General features: G+C 37.5%; 22 protein-coding genes and 1 pseudogene. 12 read left to right on the top strand and 11 right to left on the bottom strand.

Annotated features, from left to right (window positions below; translation table 11 throughout):
• Nucleotides 1-103 precede the first annotated feature (103 nt).
• Together JNUCC23_RS06425 and JNUCC23_RS06420 are read left to right on the top strand one after the other, a co-directional pair.
• Nucleotides 104-619 (top strand): antibiotic biosynthesis monooxygenase family protein, encoded by a 516-nt coding sequence (locus JNUCC23_RS06425; protein ID WP_403072649.1) that lies wholly within the window; start codon nucleotides 104-106, stop codon nucleotides 617-619.
• 207 nt (nucleotides 620-826) lie between these two features.
• On the top strand, nucleotides 827-2,218 hold the full coding sequence (locus JNUCC23_RS06420; protein WP_454214876.1) for a hypothetical protein: 1,392 nt from the start codon (nucleotides 827-829) through the stop codon (nucleotides 2,216-2,218).
• A 139-nt stretch (nucleotides 2,219-2,357) separates the two neighbouring features.
• Here the strand turns inward: JNUCC23_RS06420 and JNUCC23_RS06415 are convergent, their stop codons facing one another.
• The 3 genes from JNUCC23_RS06415 to JNUCC23_RS06405 form a co-directional block, all read right to left on the bottom strand.
• Entirely contained in the window at nucleotides 2,358-3,035 is a 678-nt protein-coding gene (locus JNUCC23_RS06415) for a superoxide dismutase family protein (protein ID WP_454214874.1), read from the bottom strand.
• A gap of 299 nt (nucleotides 3,036-3,334) precedes the next feature.
• A complete protein-coding gene (locus JNUCC23_RS06410; protein ID WP_062182266.1) occupies nucleotides 3,335-3,589 on the bottom strand; it encodes a hypothetical protein in 255 nt (84 codons plus the stop codon).
• Nucleotides 3,590-3,855: 266 nt separating this feature from the next.
• Nucleotides 3,856-4,518: a phosphatase PAP2 family protein gene (locus JNUCC23_RS06405; protein ID WP_454214872.1), complete on the bottom strand. Its 663-nt coding sequence runs from the start codon at nucleotides 4,516-4,518 to the stop codon at nucleotides 3,856-3,858.
• A 117-nt stretch (nucleotides 4,519-4,635) separates the two neighbouring features.
• Here JNUCC23_RS06405 and JNUCC23_RS06400 point away from each other — a divergent pair, with 117 nt between their 5' ends.
• Nucleotides 4,636-5,820, top strand: coding sequence for a M20 family metallopeptidase (locus tag JNUCC23_RS06400; protein WP_454214870.1), 1,185 nt, complete (start codon nucleotides 4,636-4,638; stop codon nucleotides 5,818-5,820).
• A 110-nt stretch (nucleotides 5,821-5,930) separates the two neighbouring features.
• Nucleotides 5,931-6,746, top strand: coding sequence for an ABC transporter ATP-binding protein (locus JNUCC23_RS06395; RefSeq protein ID WP_454214868.1), 816 nt, complete (start codon nucleotides 5,931-5,933; stop codon nucleotides 6,744-6,746).
• A 133-nt stretch (nucleotides 6,747-6,879) separates the two neighbouring features.
• Here JNUCC23_RS06395 and JNUCC23_RS06390 read toward each other — a convergent pair whose 3' ends face one another.
• The 3 genes from JNUCC23_RS06390 to JNUCC23_RS06380 all read right to left on the bottom strand — a co-directional run bounded on the left by JNUCC23_RS06390 (nucleotide 6,880) and on the right by JNUCC23_RS06380 (nucleotide 9,738).
• Complete coding sequence (locus JNUCC23_RS06390; protein ID WP_403073973.1) at nucleotides 6,880-7,593, bottom strand: EcsC family protein; 714 nt, start codon at nucleotides 7,591-7,593, stop codon at nucleotides 6,880-6,882.
• 203 nt (nucleotides 7,594-7,796) lie between these two features.
• Entirely contained in the window at nucleotides 7,797-9,002 is a 1,206-nt protein-coding gene (locus JNUCC23_RS06385) for an ABC transporter permease (RefSeq protein ID WP_454214866.1), read from the bottom strand.
• Nucleotides 8,995-9,738 (bottom strand): ABC transporter ATP-binding protein, encoded by a 744-nt coding sequence (locus JNUCC23_RS06380; RefSeq protein WP_062183369.1) that lies wholly within the window; start codon nucleotides 9,736-9,738, stop codon nucleotides 8,995-8,997. Before JNUCC23_RS06380 ends, JNUCC23_RS06385 begins: the two co-directional genes overlap by 8 nt.
• 1,276 nt (nucleotides 9,739-11,014) lie before the next feature.
• Between JNUCC23_RS06380 and JNUCC23_RS06375 the strand changes: the two genes are divergently transcribed.
• From JNUCC23_RS06375 to JNUCC23_RS06365, 3 genes are all read left to right on the top strand, one after another.
• A complete protein-coding gene (locus JNUCC23_RS06375; protein WP_454214864.1) occupies nucleotides 11,015-11,440 on the top strand; it encodes an HIT family protein in 426 nt (141 codons plus the stop codon).
• Nucleotides 11,441-11,616: 176 nt separating this feature from the next.
• On the top strand, nucleotides 11,617-12,723 hold the full coding sequence (serC, locus tag JNUCC23_RS06370; protein ID WP_403072627.1) for a 3-phosphoserine/phosphohydroxythreonine transaminase: 1,107 nt from the start codon (nucleotides 11,617-11,619) through the stop codon (nucleotides 12,721-12,723).
• Nucleotides 12,724-12,825: 102 nt separating this feature from the next.
• Nucleotides 12,826-13,347 (top strand): tryptophan transporter, encoded by a 522-nt coding sequence (locus JNUCC23_RS06365; RefSeq protein ID WP_403072624.1) that lies wholly within the window; start codon nucleotides 12,826-12,828, stop codon nucleotides 13,345-13,347.
• A 55-nt stretch (nucleotides 13,348-13,402) separates the two neighbouring features.
• On the opposite strand, the gene JNUCC23_RS06360 is transcribed toward JNUCC23_RS06365, so the two are convergent.
• Nucleotides 13,403-13,579 (bottom strand): hypothetical protein, encoded by a 177-nt coding sequence (locus JNUCC23_RS06360; protein ID WP_454214862.1) that lies wholly within the window; start codon nucleotides 13,577-13,579, stop codon nucleotides 13,403-13,405.
• A 275-nt stretch (nucleotides 13,580-13,854) separates the two neighbouring features.
• Here JNUCC23_RS06360 and JNUCC23_RS06355 point away from each other — a divergent pair, with 275 nt between their 5' ends.
• Both JNUCC23_RS06355 and JNUCC23_RS06350 read left to right on the top strand, forming a co-directional pair.
• Complete coding sequence (locus JNUCC23_RS06355; protein WP_403072618.1) at nucleotides 13,855-14,220, top strand: YtxH domain-containing protein; 366 nt, start codon at nucleotides 13,855-13,857, stop codon at nucleotides 14,218-14,220.
• Nucleotides 14,221-14,466: 246 nt separating this feature from the next.
• Nucleotides 14,467-15,044: pseudogene (locus tag JNUCC23_RS06350) on the top strand (HTH-type transcriptional regulator Hpr).
• Here the strand turns inward: JNUCC23_RS06350 and JNUCC23_RS06345 are convergent.
• Entirely contained in the window at nucleotides 15,041-15,376 is a 336-nt protein-coding gene (locus JNUCC23_RS06345; protein ID WP_454214859.1) for a DUF1878 family protein, read from the bottom strand. The pseudogene JNUCC23_RS06350 and the gene JNUCC23_RS06345 sit on opposite strands and share 4 nt — an antisense overlap.
• A gap of 215 nt (nucleotides 15,377-15,591) precedes the next feature.
• Here JNUCC23_RS06345 and JNUCC23_RS06340 point away from each other — a divergent pair, with 215 nt between their 5' ends.
• Nucleotides 15,592-16,134, top strand: a complete 543-nt coding sequence (locus tag JNUCC23_RS06340) for a DUF3267 domain-containing protein (protein WP_403072612.1) — start codon at nucleotides 15,592-15,594, stop codon at nucleotides 16,132-16,134.
• Nucleotides 16,135-16,250: 116 nt separating this feature from the next.
• Nucleotides 16,251-16,430 (top strand): hypothetical protein, encoded by a 180-nt coding sequence (locus JNUCC23_RS06335; protein ID WP_082191243.1) that lies wholly within the window; start codon nucleotides 16,251-16,253, stop codon nucleotides 16,428-16,430.
• A gap of 167 nt (nucleotides 16,431-16,597) precedes the next feature.
• On the opposite strand, the gene JNUCC23_RS06330 is transcribed toward JNUCC23_RS06335, so the two are convergent.
• Nucleotides 16,598-16,681, bottom strand: a complete 84-nt coding sequence (locus JNUCC23_RS06330; protein ID WP_082190951.1) for a YjcZ family sporulation protein — start codon at nucleotides 16,679-16,681, stop codon at nucleotides 16,598-16,600.
• A 154-nt stretch (nucleotides 16,682-16,835) separates the two neighbouring features.
• Complete coding sequence (locus JNUCC23_RS06325; RefSeq protein WP_082675063.1) at nucleotides 16,836-16,922, bottom strand: YjcZ family sporulation protein; 87 nt, start codon at nucleotides 16,920-16,922, stop codon at nucleotides 16,836-16,838.
• Nucleotides 16,923-17,182: 260 nt separating this feature from the next.
• On the opposite strand from JNUCC23_RS06325, the gene JNUCC23_RS06320 reads away from it, so the two are divergent.
• The gene (locus JNUCC23_RS06320; RefSeq protein WP_062182305.1) at nucleotides 17,183-18,055 is read left to right on the top strand and encodes a peptidylprolyl isomerase; all 873 of its coding nucleotides are present in this window, start codon (nucleotides 17,183-17,185) and stop codon (nucleotides 18,053-18,055) included.
• A gap of 105 nt (nucleotides 18,056-18,160) precedes the next feature.
• On the opposite strand, the gene JNUCC23_RS06315 is transcribed toward JNUCC23_RS06320, so the two are convergent.
• Nucleotides 18,161-18,349: a sporulation YhaL family protein gene (locus JNUCC23_RS06315; protein ID WP_062182308.1), complete on the bottom strand. Its 189-nt coding sequence runs from the start codon at nucleotides 18,347-18,349 to the stop codon at nucleotides 18,161-18,163.
• Nucleotides 18,350-18,491 lie beyond the last annotated feature (142 nt).

Raw genomic sequence — 18,491 nt, 5'->3', positions numbered from 1 at the left:
TGAATAAACAAACATGTATTGTTTTGTATTGATAGTTTATTCTTGCTATGATTTAACCAAAGAAGTTTGAAAAGGTTACCAAAACAAAAAAGGTGGGAAACTAATGAACATATTTATAACGACTGGAACACGAGAATTTCTACAAAAGGTAAAAGAAAAGCACGTAAATGAAAAACTTTATTTTATGGGAAATGCGGAACATGCACTTTTACTACATGAGACAACTGGTAAAACCATCTTTTCGTCCCCAAGAAAATTTGAAGTAGTGGATGGACGTGGTGAACTAAAGGAGATAGGGTATGTCGTGATGAACAACATCCCGGTTACAGAGGAGGGCCGACCAGGATTTGAATTCCGGTTTAAAAATCGAGCAGGCTTGATTGAAAAGGAACCTGGATTCACCGCACTTCGAATTCTCAGACCTTTGAACTCAGATACGTATGTTATTTTGACGATGTGGGAAGATCAAGAAGCATTCACGAATTGGAAAAACTCAAATTCCTTCCAATCCGCTCATAATAAAGATAGTAAATCTCTTGATAATCCCGATTTGAATAAAAAGATTTTCTCAGGACCAGCTTATGTGACACAGTATTCCTTAATAAATGAGGAAGGCTAATAAAGTAAAGTTTCCATCAGTGGGGGGTATCTCCTACTGATGGTTAGTTGAACCAATCCACCGATAAACCTCAGACTACTTTCGATTTGGTATCAACTCCGCATAGTTTCTAACCACCAAAATCTAGGCAGGTCAAACACCAATCTAATCGCCCATCATATTCTGTATGAAAATCACGTTCTTTACCAATACAGGGGAGGATTCTTTATGGGCGTAGAATGGACAGCGCTGCATTGGATTTATATTGTATTCATCGTATTGATTATAGGTTTTATGGTAAAGAGGCGGGATACGACACTTATCTGTATACTTGGAATATTTTCTCTTGCTCTCATTGCAACAGGCAGTCTCTCTGCTTCAGTCAGCGGGATATTTAATAGCTTCATCTTTGCAATTACCGAGCTAATGTCAACCATTCTTGTCATTTCTATCATTGTAGCTATGAGTCAAGTTTTAACGAAAACAGGAATTAATGATGCGATGATTTCACCGTTTACACGCTTTATTACATCACCTGCACTTGCCTATTGGATAATTGGTATCTTAATGATGGTCATTTCATGGTTTTTCTGGCCATCACCAGCCGTAGCATTACTCGGAGCTGTTTTATTACCAGTAGCCATTCGTGCGGGTTTACCAACTCTCGGCGTTGCCATGGCAATGAATTTGTTTGGTCACGGCATTGCTCTATCAAGCGATTTTATCATTCAGGCAGCACCTAAATTAACAGCTGATGCTGCTTCTCTTCCTGTTGGAGAAGTAATTAGTGCAAGTATTCCTCTCGTTATCACAATGGGGCTTGTCACTACGATAACGGCATATTTTTTTCTTCGCAGAGACATGATACGTGGATCATTACCTGTCAGCACCAGTATTCATGTAGAAAATGAAAATATTCGATCAGAAGATTTTTTATCTTCAAGTCAGAAAAAGTTCTTTGCCGTTTTCATTCCTATCGCCTTTATTCTTGATGTTGTCGCCATGAGTGTTCTGAAGCTTCAGGGCGGGGATGCTACAGCTTTAGTAGGTGGGACAGCTGTATTCATTTTGATCATTCTTTCACTTTTTACACATAAACAGCAAGGTTTGGAAAAAATTACAGCGTATCTAATTCAAGGTTTTCAATTCGGTTTTAAAGTATTCGGTCCAGTCATCCCTATAGCCGCTTTCTTTTATTTAGGAGATTCCGGCTTTCAGAAAATTTTAGGAGATCACCTGCCAGCAACATCACACGGGATTGTTAATGATCTTGGGATTGGATTGGCGGCTCTTGTGCCTTTATCGAAAGAAGTTGCAGCCATTACATTAACAATTACTGGTGCAATAACAGGCTTAGACGGTTCAGGTTTTTCTGGCATTTCATTAGCAGGTTCAGTAGCCAATTTATTTGCTACTGCAATTGGAGGTGGCACTGCTACTTTAACGGCACTTGGTCAAATTTCGGCCATTTGGGTCGGTGGCGGTACGCTAATTCCTTGGGCTTTAATCCCAGCAGCAGCGATATGTAATGTAGATCCATTTGAACTAGCACGACGAAATCTATTGCCAGTGGCGATTGGATTAGTTGTTACGACCATTGTTGCAATGTTTTTAATGTAAGACCCGTTACTTTCGTATTTTCCCTTAGTGTGAAAAAATATCCAAGATCATTAATAACTATTTTCTCACGAACTAGAAGAAGGATGCCTAAAAGGGTCACACTCTTTTAGGCATCCTTCATTCTTATCTAGCTTCATTATCATTCACCAATCACACCGCATGCGATGCGATCTCCTGCATCACCGGCTGGCTGGGATTTATTGTCGTCTGCTTTTGCATGTATCACAAGTGCCGAGCCATCTGAATCGAACAATGAATATTCTTGATGAGTCTTTAATGTAACGTGTTTAGCTATAACTTCTTCTTTAATCATGCCATCTTTTCCGACTTCAATATTGGGAAGGTCACCTGCATGTGGTCCCTCTTCATGATCTATACCGTGACTCGCATTTGTAGGATTAAAATGCCCGCCTGCTGTTTTAAAAGTAGGAGCAACACATGACGCTGTTTCATGAATATGAAAACCATGTATTCCTGGTGGCAAATTTGACGCCTCTAAACTGATGCGTACACCTGTATCAATTTCTTCCAGGTTGACTGTCCCAATTTTCACGCCTTCCGTATTCTGTAAGTCAACAGTTACCAATTCACCCTCACCCTTAATCTTTTCTTGAGGGTTATTTTGCTCTACACCTGCATTAGCTGGATTCCCTTCTTGATTCATCCCTTCATCTGAGATTGACCGCTCGTCACTTTTTTCAGTATTGCTACCGCTAGTGCTATTACCATTATTATCACTATTGTCATTGCCGCTTCCGCAAGCCCCTAGCACAAACATTATGCCTATAAAAATTTTAAAAAAAAGGAAACGCTTCATATTTATCTACCCTTTCTCTATTTACGTTACTTCTACATACACTCTTTACAAAATTGACCATCTTTAAACATTTCTAAGTCTTAACACTATACAAGGATGTATTGCTCTTTTTTTCGTAACATTTTCAGTAGTAACATAATAGAACATGAAAAAATGAATATACACTTATATGGCTAAAACAAAAACTACCTTTCCTGTTACACTCCAGAAAAAGGTAGTTTTTCTCAAAAAATGGACAAATATTTCGATTCTTTTCATACTGCTTGAAGTTTATCTCTTTCGATAAACATCTAAATTTATTAAAATAAATGATGCCACTCATAATGTAATGTATTAAGAATTGTCGCTGCAAAAAAACCGAAAATAAACAAAGTCGAACGCTTACCAATCCACAATATCAATATGATTGCCAATCCCACAGCTGCTCCTATATACGCTAACCAAGGAAACTGAGCTGTAGATAGAGATAAATAATAGCCTAAATTAGCAGCTAATAATACCCCTAGAAGTAATGGATTTAATAACCTCAATTCCGAAAATGCGTGATTTTCCATAGATAATCCCTCCTTGTTTTAAGTATTCGACGTTTAATGAATACTATTCAAAAGAAAGTGAAACTTCAATCAGTAGGGGGGCTTACTGCCTCTTAAGGATGGGATAAAAATCTACGTATAGAAAATTTACCTTGGTTACTTCAACTGTCATATTCATAAAAACAAAAAAAGCGAGGGTACCCCAAAAAAAGAAAGGGTCAGACCCACATCTACTTTAACGTTTATATGACGTCTAATGTCACAATAACCGTTAAAGAGCGTGTAGATTAAACCCTTTTGGAATACCCTCGACCTTTATTCGTAAACCATGAGTAGAACAGAACGCATGCGATCACAATCGCTCCCCCAAGTGAATATCCTGCCAATACATCTGTCGGGTAATGTGCCTTTAAGACAATTCTGCTTAAACCGATTAGTAGAACGAGTAAATAGAGAACGAGTCTAAACAATCTTTTCAAAAAAGTGGACTTTATATGCTTCCCAATAAAATAAACAGCCAAACCGTAACAAGTAATGCTCACCATTGCATGTCCACTCGGGAAGCTGTACCCTACTGCATCTATCGCTGCATTAATACTTGGCCGGTCACGTTCGATAATTCCTTTCACAAACCGATTCAGCTGATCAGACCCGGCAACCCCTATCGAAACGACAGCCATCGCGAGATAATCTTTTTTCGAGATCCACAGCCAAAGAACTAAAATCAACGCGCAAACTCCAAGTATAATGGTTGAACCCATTTCTGTAAGCTTATAAAAAAAATCATACATCCATGTACCTGCTACACTTGAAATGAAAGGTAAAAAGGCTTGATCCAGCTTCAATGGCTGGCCACTTTGAACAGCTTTTGTAATGATCGAGTAAACAGCTAAACACATAAAAAAACCAATTAGAATAATCGGTACATTCTTTTTATACTCTTTTCTCATTTTCCCCTCCAGTTATTTGACTAAGAACATACCAAAACAGCTTGGCCTCCTTTCTAAACATTGTATGCTATACTATTCCCTATATAACAACTATTCACTTAATTACGGAGGTAAATTATGATTGCTAAGTTACATACCCTTTTGGAAAATTCTTATGAAGAAATGGTCGCCATTCGTCGCTATTTACACCAACACCCTGAGCTTTCTTTTCAGGAAACGAAAACGGCTGCCTATATTACTGATTTTTATCAACAGCTTGGGATTGAAGTAAAATCAGGCATCGGTGGCAATGGCGTTGTGGCAAGAATATCAGGTGCTAAACCTGGTAAAACCGTCGCACTACGAGCTGATTTCGATGCATTACCGATACAAGATGAAAAGGATGTTCCTTATAAGTCTACCGTGCCTGGTGTCATGCACGCATGTGGTCATGATGGACATACAGCGACTCTGTTGATTCTAGCAAAAGCGCTCCATACGATGAAAGATGAACTAGAAGGTGATTATGTACTTATTCATCAACATGCCGAGGAATACGCCCCAGGCGGTGCTAAGCCAATGATTGAAGATGGTTGTTTAGATGGAGTAGATGTCATTTTCGGTACTCATCTTTGGGCAACTGTACCAACTGGAACGATCCAACATCGAGTCGGTCCTTTCATGGCGGCAGCTGACCGCTTCGAAATAACTCTTTTTGGCCAAGGTGGACATGGTGCACAGCCACATAAAACGAAAGATGCCATTGTGATTGGCGCTCAACTCGTATCAAACCTACAGCAAATTGTCAGTAGACGTGTTAGTCCACTCGATTCTGCTGTCGTTACTATTGCATCCTTTGTGGCTGAAAACGCCTTTAATGTGATAGCCGACAAAGCAACAATTGGCGGCACTGTACGGACATTTAGTGAAGATGTACGTGCCTTTATTGCAGAAGAAATTGAACGCATTGTGAAAGGAACCTGTCTTTCTGGAAATTGTACGTATGAATATATGTATGATTATGGGTACCCTGCTGTTATCAACCATGAAACAGAAACACATTTACTCGTAGAAGCAGCTGCTACAGTAGCAGAAGTAGATACGATTGAAGAAACGCTACCTGATATGACAGGAGAAGACTTTTCGTATTATTTACAAAATGTGAAGGGAACATTCTTTTTCACTGGCGCTAAGCCGTATCCTGATTTTCCCTATGGTCATCACCATCCGAAATTTGATATTGACGAAAAAGCAATGCTCATTGCAGCTAAAACATTGGGCAGTGCGGCGATTTCCTATCACCAAAGTAGTGAAAACAAATAAAGCCACTCTACTATCATTATTAGATAAGTTAATAAGAGTTTCCCGAATCACTCTAAAATTTCATATAAGCAAGTATACACTTTCGTAACTTAACTACTGGAGGAGTCTAGATGATTCAAGAGATGGATAGTCTTGTGATTCAACTGAACGAAATTATCTGGAACCGAGATAATAAGAAGATATTGAATGGGGTTTCCTGGAAGGTTAACAAGGGAGAACACTGGGCAATTTTAGGGTTAAATGGATCGGGGAAAACTTCTCTCCTAAAAATCATAACGGGCTATCAATGGCCAACTAAAGGGAATGTTTCCGTTTTGGGAAACATATTCGGAAAGACAAACATCCCTGAGCTTCGAAAAAAAATTGGATGGGTAAGCACTTCATTAGATGAAAAATTTCACTCCCGTCCAAGTGATACAGCTATAGAAGTCATATTAAGTGGAAAAAACGCTTCGGTTGGATTGTATGAAGAAATAACGGAAATTGATGTTGAAAAAGCTAGTGAGCTTCTTCAACAGTTCAGAATTAGTGATTTAACTGACCAAGCTTTCTTGTCCCTCTCTCAAGGAGAAAAAAGGAAAGTAATGATCGCTCGAGCGCTCATGTCTTCACCAAGCTTACTTATCCTGGATGAACCATGCAATGGTCTAGATCTCTATTCAAAAGAAGAGCTTCTTTCAACGATCGAGAAGTTGACCCAATCAGCTGAAGGTCCTACTCTATTATATGTAACCCATCATATCGAAGAACTCGTTCCATCTATTTCGCACGCTTTATTATTAAATAAAGGAAATGTTATTGCGAATGGACAAAAAAAATCAGTCTTGACCGAGAAGTTATTAGAAAAGACTTTTGATCTCCCCATTTCATTGGGATGGGAAGATGAACGTCCTTGGATTCGAATTAAATCAATGAATAAAGGATAAATTCCTTAATAGAGTGAAACTTCACTCAGTGGGTGGATTACTCCCCGTTAATGTGGGATAAATTAAATGATATTTTAAAATATATAAGAGCCGCTTGTATCATCTGCTGCGATTGACACAAGCGGCTCATTTCTTATGCTTTTTCAGAAAGAATTCGCAGGCGATACCCATTCATCGCCGTTTCTCCTAGTTGATCCAACAATTGATGATTGGCGTAGGCCCCTACCGCTGCACCAATTCCCGGAACGAGCTGAAACATTTTGACGAAATCAATTTGATCTCTGTACTCTTGCTGAAACTGTTGCCAGTCTAATTCCTTAGCATGTTCAATATGATCCCAATTCTCAATAATATCCAGTGTTTCTCGTCGCTTGTCTTCACTAGAAAAAGCAAGCTGAAAAATATGAAGGATGAATAGTCGTTCTTCGTATTTCTTCGCGTCGAAGCCATACAATCCAGCAATTTCAAAGAGAAGTTTCATTTTAATCGTCAATAACAACGGAAAATCAGCAAGGCCTAGTAAAATACCCCCTGCACCCGTACCTGCCCCTTCAATTACCGCCGTTTTTCGATAGGTTACAATCGTTTCCTTCACCCATTGATCCTTTTGCTGCAAACTTAAGCAAGAAACATCTCTTTCCTTCGAAACAAATTTGGACCCTTTTAAAACAGCTTCAACAAGATTCCGGATGCTCTCGGTAATGACGCCATGTACCTTTTTAGGAATGAAGGTATTCATTTTATTTTGTGCGGTTTTGGAAATCCGCTCAAAGGTACCTGATTTCCGCAAAATTTTCTTTTTCCATGCCATAAGCTCACGATGGGTGATTTGTTCATACGTGTCGATTGCAATCATCTCCAGTTTTGTGTGAAGGATATGGGGACTTAAGCTTCGCGACTTACTAATAAGCCCGCTACTTAGCAGGTATACTCATTTTATCAAGAAAGCATCCAAAACTCCGGCTTTGCACCGCCACCATTGTGATTAGGCCAATGTCGCGTGCTTACATGTGGTAAATGGTAGGTTTAACGCTATATTCGTTTTGTATGTTAGAAACTCTTCAATTTTTTTGCAGAATAGCCTCTAAATAGTAGAATAAATACAATTGCTGCTAAGAATGACACCCCAGCACCCCACCAATTTCCCGCAATAAGTAACACGAGGGTAAACACGATTGCTTCAAAAAGTAAAAAGCAAGATACAAGTTGTATGACTGCTGTTTCTCGTAACTTAGCAGGCAGTGGATATAATGATACCCATATTTTCAACTCATGCTGTTTCCAAACAGGAAGAATTTGAATTCCTGTCATATAAAGAAACAAAATCGTGACGAGTATACTCGCAACCATTGAAGGAAAGGTAAGCAACACAAACGATCCGATAACAGTCAGCCTTACTAGTAAGCCTACATAGTCATTGGCCCGGAGCATCGTCCGAGCATACAAGAACGTGTATGTTGATTTTTGACGATAAGGTATGAAAGTGAGTAACCAGTCTAACCATTTTCGTCTGGCCACTTTTCCTCTCAGCTTAGGTACATCGGTGAATAGATTCGCAATCCGGTAAAACGACATCATCCGCTTGCCCTCTAGTTCGATTAATCGCTCCCACTTAATGCCCTTCTTTGTCGTTGTATGCCTATAATAAAAGAATAAACCACACAGAAGTACGAGTAGTATTATACCTAAATGACTCGCATCGGCAAAAACTAAATAGAGTAAAACAATATTCACTAATAATCGGATAAAGAAGTCAATTTTGATCGCAGACGGCTCCGTATACTTCAGCATATACCAATGAATATGTATGTTGAAAAATTTAACAGCCAACAACAGGATGATAACGTAAAGACTGGAAACTTTACTAGGATCTGCTACCTTTGTATACATCGGCAGGAAGACAATGTACACAATTATCAACATAAAGACCTGCATCATGGCACTCAACCAAATAGAATTTTTAAAATACATTCTAAGCTTCGTTTCTAGAGGCAATAGGAACACCACATCCGCTTCTTTCAAAAAAGTCATGATCGGGCTTCTTGTTAGGAAAAAACCAAGAACGACAGCCATGATCCAAGCTGCTGGAAAATCAGCGGTCAAGGTCTTCACCCATTCGCTGTAATAAAAGCCGAGTCCGCCTAAACCAATCACCATAACAAACATTAAATGCCCGTTAAAAATATATCGTAAATACTTTTGCATTTCTTGGCTGTAGCCGAGGAATCGCTCTTTCCATAACCCTCGGCTATTCATGTTTAGTTTCTTCCTTTGTCAGTTGAATATATAAGTCATCAAGTGTTGCCCCTGGCATATCAAATTGACTTCGAAGCTGTTCCAAATCACCTTTTGCACGAATTTCTCCATTGTGAAGAATGACGAAAGAATCACAATATCTTTCTGCTGTCGCAAGGATATGAGTAGACATTAAGATCCCTGCACCGCTTTCTTTCATATTTTGCATAAGGTCAAGCAACGACTGGATCCCGAGCGGGTCTAGTCCCACAAACGGTTCATCCACAATATACAAAGATGGTTGAACAAGAAACGCACACATAATCATCACCTTTTGCCGCATCCCTTTTGAAAAATGGGCTGGAAACCAAGATAAACGTTTCTCCATATGGAATTCCTTTAATAATTTCCCCATCCTATCTTTAAATACGGATTCCTCTAGACCGTATGCCATCGCAGTAAGCCTTAAATGCTCCTCTAGTGTAAGCTCATCATAAAGAATAGGTGTTTCAGGAATATAGGTATACTGCTTTCGATATTCATCTGGATTCTCAGCAAACGTTTTTCCTTTTATTGTAATCGAACCACTTTTCTCTTCCATCAATCCAATGATATGCTTAATCGTTGTACTCTTCCCCGCACCATTCAAACCTATAAGTCCAACAAGCTCATTCGGCCGAATGTCAAAGCTGATTCCTTTTAATACAGGAATTCTTGTATAACCTCCGACTAAGTTGTTTATTTCTAATAAGGACATATCAACGATCCCTTCCATAATGTAGGTTAGTTCCATTTTAACAAATTCCGTTTTGTTTATCGAGCTAAGAAAGCTTTAGTTTTTTAACGAATTTTACTTTCTAACCTACAGCGCTTTTTTTAATGGTGAAAAAACATTTGGAATCCCCGTGTATATAATACTTAAATCGTGGCTATCATAAGTAGTGAAGAAGGGGTTCTTCATTAGACTTTTGATTTTATCATCTTGTCAAATGAGGTGTCAGTTAAAGACAACTAACTGCAATATACCAGAAACTTCAATGAACCAAACGTTTATGCAAGGAGATGGTTGCTTTGCAAACATTAGACGAAAGAAACATTCATGCACGATCCAATACGCTTTATTGTTGCAAAACTTTAGAGTTATAGGAGATGGTTGCTTTGAATGCAAAAACTTTTTTTAAACGCTAAAACTTACTTTTAGTAAATGAGGTGTTTATCGGAGACAGTCTATGTAAATAAACGTATTTGGAGTGTGACCCCTTTTTCATAGGCAGGGTGCAGCCATCAGCTGCATCCTGTTTCTTTTTCACATAAGAATACAAATATCTCCACCACTACTTTCCTTCTAGAGGTTGTTCAAAAAGTCAAAAGCTTGGGAATTGCCTCAAAGCTCTTTCCCTTCAGCCCTCACGTATTACTGTATACGTGAAAGGTTCTCGAGATGCGCTCCTCGAACTTCTCGGCTCTTTTTATCCTCCTTTTTGAGTACGCACTTCTATATACATTTATTTCAATTTAGAAAATTTCGCTGTTTATATAGACACATGTTTTTTTAATTGATCATGTATATAAAACGTAAATCATGGCTATCATAAGTAGTGAAGAAGGGGTTCTTCATTAAACTTATGATTTCATCATTTTGTCAAATGAGGTGTCAGTTAAAGACAACTAACTGCAATAAACCAGAAACTTCAATGAACCAAACGTTTTTATGCAAGGAGATGGTTGCTTTGCACACATTAGACGAAGAAAACATTCATGCACGATCCACTATACTTTACTGTTATAATGCTTTAGAGATATAGGAGATGGTTGCTTTGTATGCAAAAACTTTTTTAAACGCTAAACTTACTTTTAGTAAATGAGGTGTTTGTTAAAGAAAGTCTATGTAATGAAACGTATTGAAGTATGGCCCCTTTTTCAAGTCGCAGGGTGCAGCAATCAGCTGCATCCTGTTTCTTTTTCTTTCCGACTTTCATGTAGCTATGATAGGATAAGATTACCTAAACATTAACCAGGAAAGGATGTCAAAGATGAGCGATTGTATTTTTTGTAAAATTATTACTGGAGAGATCCCGAGTACAAAAGTATTTGAAAATGAACATGTACTTGCCTTTCTTGACATTAGTCAAGTAACGAAAGGTCATACATTGGTCATCCCAAAAGTACATAAAGAAAATGTTTATGAATTAACACCTGACATGGCAAAAAGTATTTTTGAAGTAGTGCCAGAAATTGCTCGTGCTCTAAAAAAGGCGTTCAATCCAATTGGCTTGAATACTATTAACAATAACGGTGAAGCTGCCGGACAGTCCGTTTTCCATTACCATCTTCATTTAATTCCACGCTACGGTGAAGGTGATGGATTCGGAGCCGTTTGGAAAACGCATACGAGTGAATACACACCTGAAGACTTGCAAGCTATGGCACAATCCATTTCAGAAAGCATGGAAAATTAATCATAAAAAATTCACCTTGGAGCCTAACTCAATGGTGAATTTTTTATGATTTAAAGGAAATTTCAATCAAATCATGATTATTTCACTAAACATTCTTTTTTTTCTTTCAACTTGTAAACATTTTCTGATAGGATAGAAACAATCAAGTCCTTTCACACATACAAGGAGGAATAAATATGAAAAGAGCACGTAATTTTAATGCAGGTCCTGCTGCTTTACCCGAAGAAGTTTTAAAAAGAGCGCAATCTGAATGGTTAAATATCGACAACACAGGGATGTCGGTCATGGAATTAAGCCATCGCAGTGATACGTTTGAAACGATCCATAATCACGCCATTCAAACGCTTAAAGAACTAATGGATATTCCAGAAAATTATGATGTTCTCTTCCTGCAAGGCGGTGCTAGCCTTCAATTCTCGATGATTCCAATGAACTTATTAAAAGCTGATAGTCAAGCGGACTACGTTCTAACTGGAAGTTGGTCGGAAAAGGCTTTACAAGAAGCGAAGAAAATCGGAACAACTAGAGTTGTAGCTTCTACAAAAGAGTCAAATTATACATTCATCCCGAAACTTTCTGATATCGTCTATAATCAAGATGCAGCTTATTTACATATCACTTCAAACAATACCATTTACGGAACGCAATGGAATGAATTTCCGGATTCAAAAAATGTTCCTTTAGTTGCGGATATGTCCAGTGATATTTTGAGTAAAAAAATAGATGTCAGCAAATTCGGTTTAATCTATGCCGGCGCGCAAAAAAACCTTGGTCCATCTGGTATTACCGTTGTCATCATTCGTAAAGACCTTATTTCTGATTCTTTGGCTGAAATTCCAACTATGTTGAATTACCATACACATCAAGCTAGCAATTCACTATATAATACGCCACCAACTTTAGCTATTTACCTCCTCTCACTTGTACTTGATTGGGCAAATGATTTAGGTGGTATTACCAAGATTGAAGAAATGAACGCGAAGAAAGCAGAATTACTTTATCATGCCATTGATTCAAGCGATGGATTTTATAAAGGACATGCCGAGCTGAACAGCCGTTCTTATATGAATGTTACCTTTACCCTTCCGAACAAAGAAATTGAGCAGGAATTTTTGCAAAAAGCGAAAGAAACTGGGTTTATCGGCTTGAACGGCCACAGATCTGTCGGTGGCTGCCGTGCATCCATTTATAATGCCGTTCCACTTGAACATTGCCAGGAGCTTGCTAATTTTATGAATACATTTAAAGATACTTACCAGCATCAAGAAAAAAACTCCTTCTAAAAAAAGGATAGTCATGATATACTATTTTAAACCTCTCGCAATAGGCAATAGTGCACTGTTGGGGAGAAACTTTAGACGAGATGAGAATAGGAGAGATGAGAAATGAATACGAAAGTACTAGTGTCCTTATCCTTATTAATGGGGTTAGGTGCTGTCCTGCATCTAGTTGTCCCTGGAATTGCTTTTGGAGTTAAGCCCGATATGATGCTAACTATGATGTTTTTAGCCATTATCTTATTTCCAGAAAAGAAAAATGTCTTTTTAGTAGCAGTAACAGCCGGAGTCATTTCCGGACTTACATCAACCTTCCCAGGTGGAGGTTTCATCCCGAACATTATCGATAAATTTATCACTGCCTTTCTATTTTATTTCATGTTTTTGGCTATTCGGAAATTCACTAAATCATTTATCAGCATTGGATTTCTAACGGCGATTGGAACCCTAATTTCCGGTACGGTATTCCTTGCTTCAGCTCATTACATTGTGGGTCTACCAGAAGCATTCCTTTTAATGTTTGCTGGAGCTGTACTTCCGGCAATCGTATTGAACGTAATCGCAGTTGCTATCATTTATCCAATTGTGACTGGGCTTGTCAAGCGATCAAACATTCCTGCAAATATATAATCTTAAACTTTTCAAAACACCGGATGTTTTTCCGGTGTTTTTTTAAAACCATCTATTATATGACAAGCTGGATTAGAATGCCAATTAGAAGGAAAGCGATACTTGCTACAGCTAAGATCAGTACTCTTTGTTTTATAGTTTTTTTGGGCGGAAACATGCCTGGTCTTTGTAAAATAGCCAAATAAAAGAATGCCGCCATTAAAAACACGAGCGATAAAATAAAGAAAAACAAGACGCATCTCCTCCTTTTCGAAATCTTTTTGTCATGTATATGTCAAGCCTCTACTTTTTATGAATTCCCAATCTCTAAACTATTTTTATATATTGAAAAAAATAAAGATGTTTTAAAAAACATTTTTGTGATATAAAGAATATATAAATTAACTCTTTCACTAATAAGAAAATTATGATATTTTAATAAAAAGATTACCAACTATTATTTTCTTACCTAGCAGGTTTTTTTAACTATAAGGCGAAATCAATATAGAAGAAAAATGAGGTGATCATATGAAGGCAAAATCAGTCATTCTTGGAGTAATAACAGGAACTATTGTTGGTGCAGCAGCAGCTCTTCTCACCGCACCAAGTTCTGGAACAGAGCTTCGCAGCCGTGTGAAAGCAAATACAACTGAAATTTCTAACTCCATTAAAGAGTTGAAGATCCAGTTGATGAATTTAAAAGAAGATGCCATACACGCTTCGAAAATAAGCAAAGAGACCATCAAAGCTTTTATAGAAGATGTGAAAATATTGATTGAAGGCTGGAAAAAAGATATTGAACCAAATGCAGAAGAATTGTCAAAAAACATAAAAGAAATTGAGGCGACGATTCAAGAACTCGAAATGATTGCTTCTCCTAAAATTGAATCATGAATAACTAAAAAACAACTGCCGGCTTGCCTAATAATTTTTTTAGACAGAGTGTACATATTTCTTTAGTAAAGAACAGGTTTTTTTAACATTAAGCATTGCCGGCACTTTCACCTTTTCGTAGCAGCATAAGCTTATACAAAATTTTTATATGAAAAATTCTAAAAATTTCGCAAATTTAGCTTTATTAATCTTTACTTTATTGTCATAATAAAACTAGAGAATTCTGATAAGTAGGTGAGTGTATTCATGCAGGAAAAAAATTATACTATGAAAGATGCTATGATCTTCAGCCAAAGAATTGCTCAATTAAGTAAAGCACTTTGGAAGGCTGCGGAAAAGGATTGGCAACAATGGATTAAGCCCTTTGATTTAAACATTAACGAACATCACATCTTGTGGATTGCTTATCATTTAAACGGTGCCTCCATTTCAGATGTAGCTAAATTCGGAGTTATGCATGTTTCAACTGCATTTAACTTCTCCAAAAAGTTAGAGGAACGCGGCTTATTAAGTTTTTCAAAGAAAGAAAATGACAAACGTAATACGTATATTCAAATTACCTTAGAGGGTGAAAGCATTTTATTAGATTTAATGGAAAGTATGACCCCGCTAGCAATTCTGTTCTTTCAGGAACCCTTCCGATGCGAGAGCTCTATGGGAAATTCCCTGATATGATGGAGATGATGGCGATTATTCGAAATATTTATGGCGAGGATTTCATGGGGATATTTGAACGTTCATTTGATAGTATCAATCAAGAATTTACCGAAGAAGAAGGTAAAATTGCAAAAAAAAAGTCAGAGAAAGAAACTGAAGCTGTTTAATTCTTTGCAATTTTCTCCATATCCTTCATGAAAGAAACATATAATCCTTGCTTTAAACAAGCTTCAATAAGTTCTTTTACTGTTACTTTTAGAGTCAACTCCATTGTAAGGCGGTTAAAAAGCGGTTGAAAATGTATATACCCTTCCGCTTTTTCTATTTCATATTGCTTGCTCAATTTATCACATAGTCTCAAAATCTCTTGAGCTTCTGTTTCCGAAAGATTTTTTTCAAAAAAGATCACATCCAATTCCGCTTTCGGGTTCCGAATAACGTTTAATAAGAGTGTTTGATGAAATTTCAGTCTATTAATTTCCCTCTCTAGGTCCCGCATTTCCTGCCTCCACCAATCTTGTTCAATTACCGCTTTTCTCCATTATACATGATTTCTTTTACTTCTCCACGATTGAAAGCGCATACGGATTATTTCATGTAATATTCTATTGATTTTTTGGCTTAATCATCGTAAAGTATGGGAAGGATTTTATAAGAAAAGCATATAGGCCTTATCTTATTATCTATACTATCCCGCTTGTGGAGGCGAATTTTTTGAATAGCTGGAAGTCGATCAACTTGGATAGACAATTTGGGAATCAATTTATCTTATTTCTATCCATGATGACCACGTTATTTTCTTTTATTGTTATTTATTTAAGTATGAGCGCGTTTTTTCCTAATGTCTCCATGTCTGATGACTATGGCTGGGTGTTACTTTCTTCAGTGCTTCTCTTATATCCGATTCATAAACTAATGCACTACTGTCCATGTATTTTGGAATATCCAAAAATTAAACCGGCGTTGCATGTAAAATGGAGTGTTCTTCCACTTATTTCATTCAAGGTAGATGACCCCATTCCAAAACAACTGTACAGATTAACCTTACTCTTTCCTTTTCTTGTATTAACGAGCGTTTTTATCAGTGGCGCATACGCTTTCCCACATTACGCGCATTATTTTACCATACTGCTTTCCATTCACACCGGATTATGCGTTTCTGATTTTATTGCGCTCAAATGTATGGCCGGATCACCTGAACAAAGCTTCGTAGAAGAAACAGAGCAAGGTTATGATATTCTTATTTTTAAAGATTAATTAGGTAATTTAAAAATGATGAATACAAGGAGTTACAAAGTTTTAAGTATCTTTTTATGAAATTATTTGGTATCGTAATGATACATACTTGTTCTAGAGGGAGGGATTCAGGAGTGATAATAATCGTGTTTATCATCTTCTCGGCCTTAATTCTATATAATATTAACAGAATGACAAACTCATTATGTATCCAAAAAGAAATTCCTGAAGACCGCCAGACGAAAGTATTTCGGACTATTAATATCTTAATTACGATTTTACTATTGTCCTCGTATGTTGAAATATCCTTTACATAAGTAATGTATAGGCGGCGGTCAGAATAACCGTTATCGATCCTTGATACAGCAAAAAAGGCCACCCTCGAGTGCCTTCTGACCCGTAGGTAGCAAGTGTAAGGTCAGACATCAAAACGAAGCGGAAAAAGGTGAACCCATTAACGGTTCACCTTTTTTAGTATCCAATTTTATAACCATGAAGCTCCGATGATAATCAAAAGGATAAAAAGTACAACAATCAAAGCGAAACCTCCGCCGACTCCTCCAGACATTGTGTATCCTCCTCTCAATGGTACATACATTCAATCCCGTTTTCAGAAAACTGGTTGCTCTTTTTTTACAACCACCACTCTAACGGCTACGATATTCTATTCAGCTTAGCTTTAAGAAGCGTGGGCTTTTTGTGTTTTTAATTAGAAGTGGTGTTTACCTGCAAAAAGAAGCACCAACGATGATCAATAAAATAAACAAAACCACCAACAAAGCAAACCCTCCGCCAAATCCATTGCCCATATATATTACCTCCTTTATATTGATCGACAGCCTTTTGTTTAAATAGGTACTGCCTAATCTGCATAGAACCGATATGAGTGAACGATCCTTATCCTTACATCATATGTATTGGTCATGTAGACGGATGGGCGTTTGCCTACTTTCTACAAATTAAGATGCAAAATTCGCACTTTAATTTTCGAAAAACTTCCAAATATGGTATAGTAATATTTGTGGATTCACACAACAGCCACGAATCTAGATAACAGGAGTTGTTCTAAATGAAAAAATGGGCTTTATCCATAACGGTAATTGCAGGTCTTCTTGGACTAGCTGCTTGTAGCAATGGCGGCGATTCTGAAGCGGTGGCAACTTCCAAAGCTGGAGATATCACGAAAGTAGAACTTTATGATGTAATGAAAGAAAGGTACGGCGATGCAGTTTTACAAGAGCTCGTATACGAAAAGATTCTTTCAGATAAATATAAAGTAACCGATAAAGAGCTAGACAAAAAATTGGACGAGCTTAAGACACAACTAGGCGAAAACTATGAGATGGCACTTGCTCAGTCTGGTATGGATGAAGCTGCCTTGAAAGATTCTATTAAAGTTCAAATGCTTCAAGAAAAAGCAGCACTTGCTAGTGTTAAAGTAACTGAAAAAGAAGTGAAAGAATACTACGATCAACAAAAACCTGAAATTCACGCAAGACACATCCTTGTTGAAGATGAAGCGACTGCTAAAGAAATAAAAGAAAAGCTGAACAAAGGCGAAGACTTTGCTAAGTTAGCAAAAGAATCTTCAAAGGATACTGGAAGTGCCGAAAATGGTGGAGATCTTGGATGGTTTGGTCAAGGAGCAATGCTTCCTGAATTTGAAAACGCTGCTTATGCTTTGAAAAAAGATGAAATCAGCGAACCTGTTAAAAGCCAGTATGGTTACCATATCATTCAACTTCTAGATAAAAAAGAAAAAAAATCTTTTGAAGAGTCAAAGGCTGAGATAGAAAAAGAATTAAAACTTTCTAAACTTGATGCTGCTTCAGTTCAAAAAGCCCTTAATAAAGAAGTGAAAGATGCAGATGTAAAAGTCAGCGATAAAGATTTGAAAGACACATTTAAAACAGAAGAACCAGCAGAACCGGCTAAGAAATAAAACAGAAACACGTTTAAGAGTAAGAGCTGGATGTATACAAGCAACCTTCATATCAACTCCCAAATCTTAAGCAAACAAAAAGGCAGGTCTGATGACCTGCCTTTTCTAATGTTCCATTCCTGGCTGCTGCTCTTTTTCTCGGCCCTCTTGTTCTTCCTTCATTCTCTCTATATACTTCTGCCCTTCCTGTTCAATCCACTCTTGCTCTTTTTTTCGGTCCTGCCTCGCCGTATAAACACTCATCCAAGCACTGACTAAAATCCCTGCAAATATAAACCAGATCCATATCGGCATGCTCTTACTCCTCTCGGGGATCTTGTCCCACTCGTATTACTAATGAATATGCATGGAGTGAAGATATATGTCATATTTTTCATTGTAGATGTCCCATAACGAAAAAGTCAGACCTCCTATCTGCTATACATCATTGATATGA

The sequence above is a fragment of the Peribacillus sp. JNUCC 23 genome (assembly GCF_053653995.1).
This window is presented reverse-complemented; position numbering and strand designations above follow the sequence as displayed.

Coding starts and splice junctions, on each gene's coding strand:
- JNUCC23_RS06420 (WP_454214876.1), top strand. CDS start 827: ATGGGCGTAGAATGGACAGCGCTGCATTGGATTTATATTGTATTCATC.
- JNUCC23_RS06320 (WP_062182305.1), top strand. CDS start 17,183: ATGAAAAAATGGGCTTTATCCATAACGGTAATTGCAGGTCTTCTTGGA.
- JNUCC23_RS06345 (WP_454214859.1), bottom strand. CDS start 15,376: ATGCGGGACCTAGAGAGGGAAATTAATAGACTGAAATTTCATCAAACA.
- JNUCC23_RS06365 (WP_403072624.1), top strand. CDS start 12,826: ATGAATACGAAAGTACTAGTGTCCTTATCCTTATTAATGGGGTTAGGT.
- JNUCC23_RS06380 (WP_062183369.1), bottom strand. CDS start 9,738: ATGTCCTTATTAGAAATAAACAACTTAGTCGGAGGTTATACAAGAATT.
- JNUCC23_RS06355 (WP_403072618.1), top strand. CDS start 13,855: ATGAAGGCAAAATCAGTCATTCTTGGAGTAATAACAGGAACTATTGTT.
- serC (WP_403072627.1), top strand. CDS start 11,617: ATGAAAAGAGCACGTAATTTTAATGCAGGTCCTGCTGCTTTACCCGAA.
- JNUCC23_RS06425 (WP_403072649.1), top strand. CDS start 104: ATGAACATATTTATAACGACTGGAACACGAGAATTTCTACAAAAGGTA.
- JNUCC23_RS06415 (WP_454214874.1), bottom strand. CDS start 3,035: ATGAAGCGTTTCCTTTTTTTTAAAATTTTTATAGGCATAATGTTTGTG.
- JNUCC23_RS06395 (WP_454214868.1), top strand. CDS start 5,931: ATGATTCAAGAGATGGATAGTCTTGTGATTCAACTGAACGAAATTATC.
- JNUCC23_RS06410 (WP_062182266.1), bottom strand. CDS start 3,589: ATGGAAAATCACGCATTTTCGGAATTGAGGTTATTAAATCCATTACTT.
- JNUCC23_RS06330 (WP_082190951.1), bottom strand. CDS start 16,681: ATGTCTGGAGGAGTCGGCGGAGGTTTCGCTTTGATTGTTGTACTTTTT.
- JNUCC23_RS06400 (WP_454214870.1), top strand. CDS start 4,636: ATGATTGCTAAGTTACATACCCTTTTGGAAAATTCTTATGAAGAAATG.
- JNUCC23_RS06385 (WP_454214866.1), bottom strand. CDS start 9,002: ATGAATAGCCGAGGGTTATGGAAAGAGCGATTCCTCGGCTACAGCCAA.
- JNUCC23_RS06405 (WP_454214872.1), bottom strand. CDS start 4,518: ATGAGAAAAGAGTATAAAAAGAATGTACCGATTATTCTAATTGGTTTT.
- JNUCC23_RS06325 (WP_082675063.1), bottom strand. CDS start 16,922: ATGGGCAATGGATTTGGCGGAGGGTTTGCTTTGTTGGTGGTTTTGTTT.
- JNUCC23_RS06375 (WP_454214864.1), top strand. CDS start 11,015: ATGAGCGATTGTATTTTTTGTAAAATTATTACTGGAGAGATCCCGAGT.
- JNUCC23_RS06315 (WP_062182308.1), bottom strand. CDS start 18,349: ATGCCGATATGGATCTGGTTTATATTTGCAGGGATTTTAGTCAGTGCT.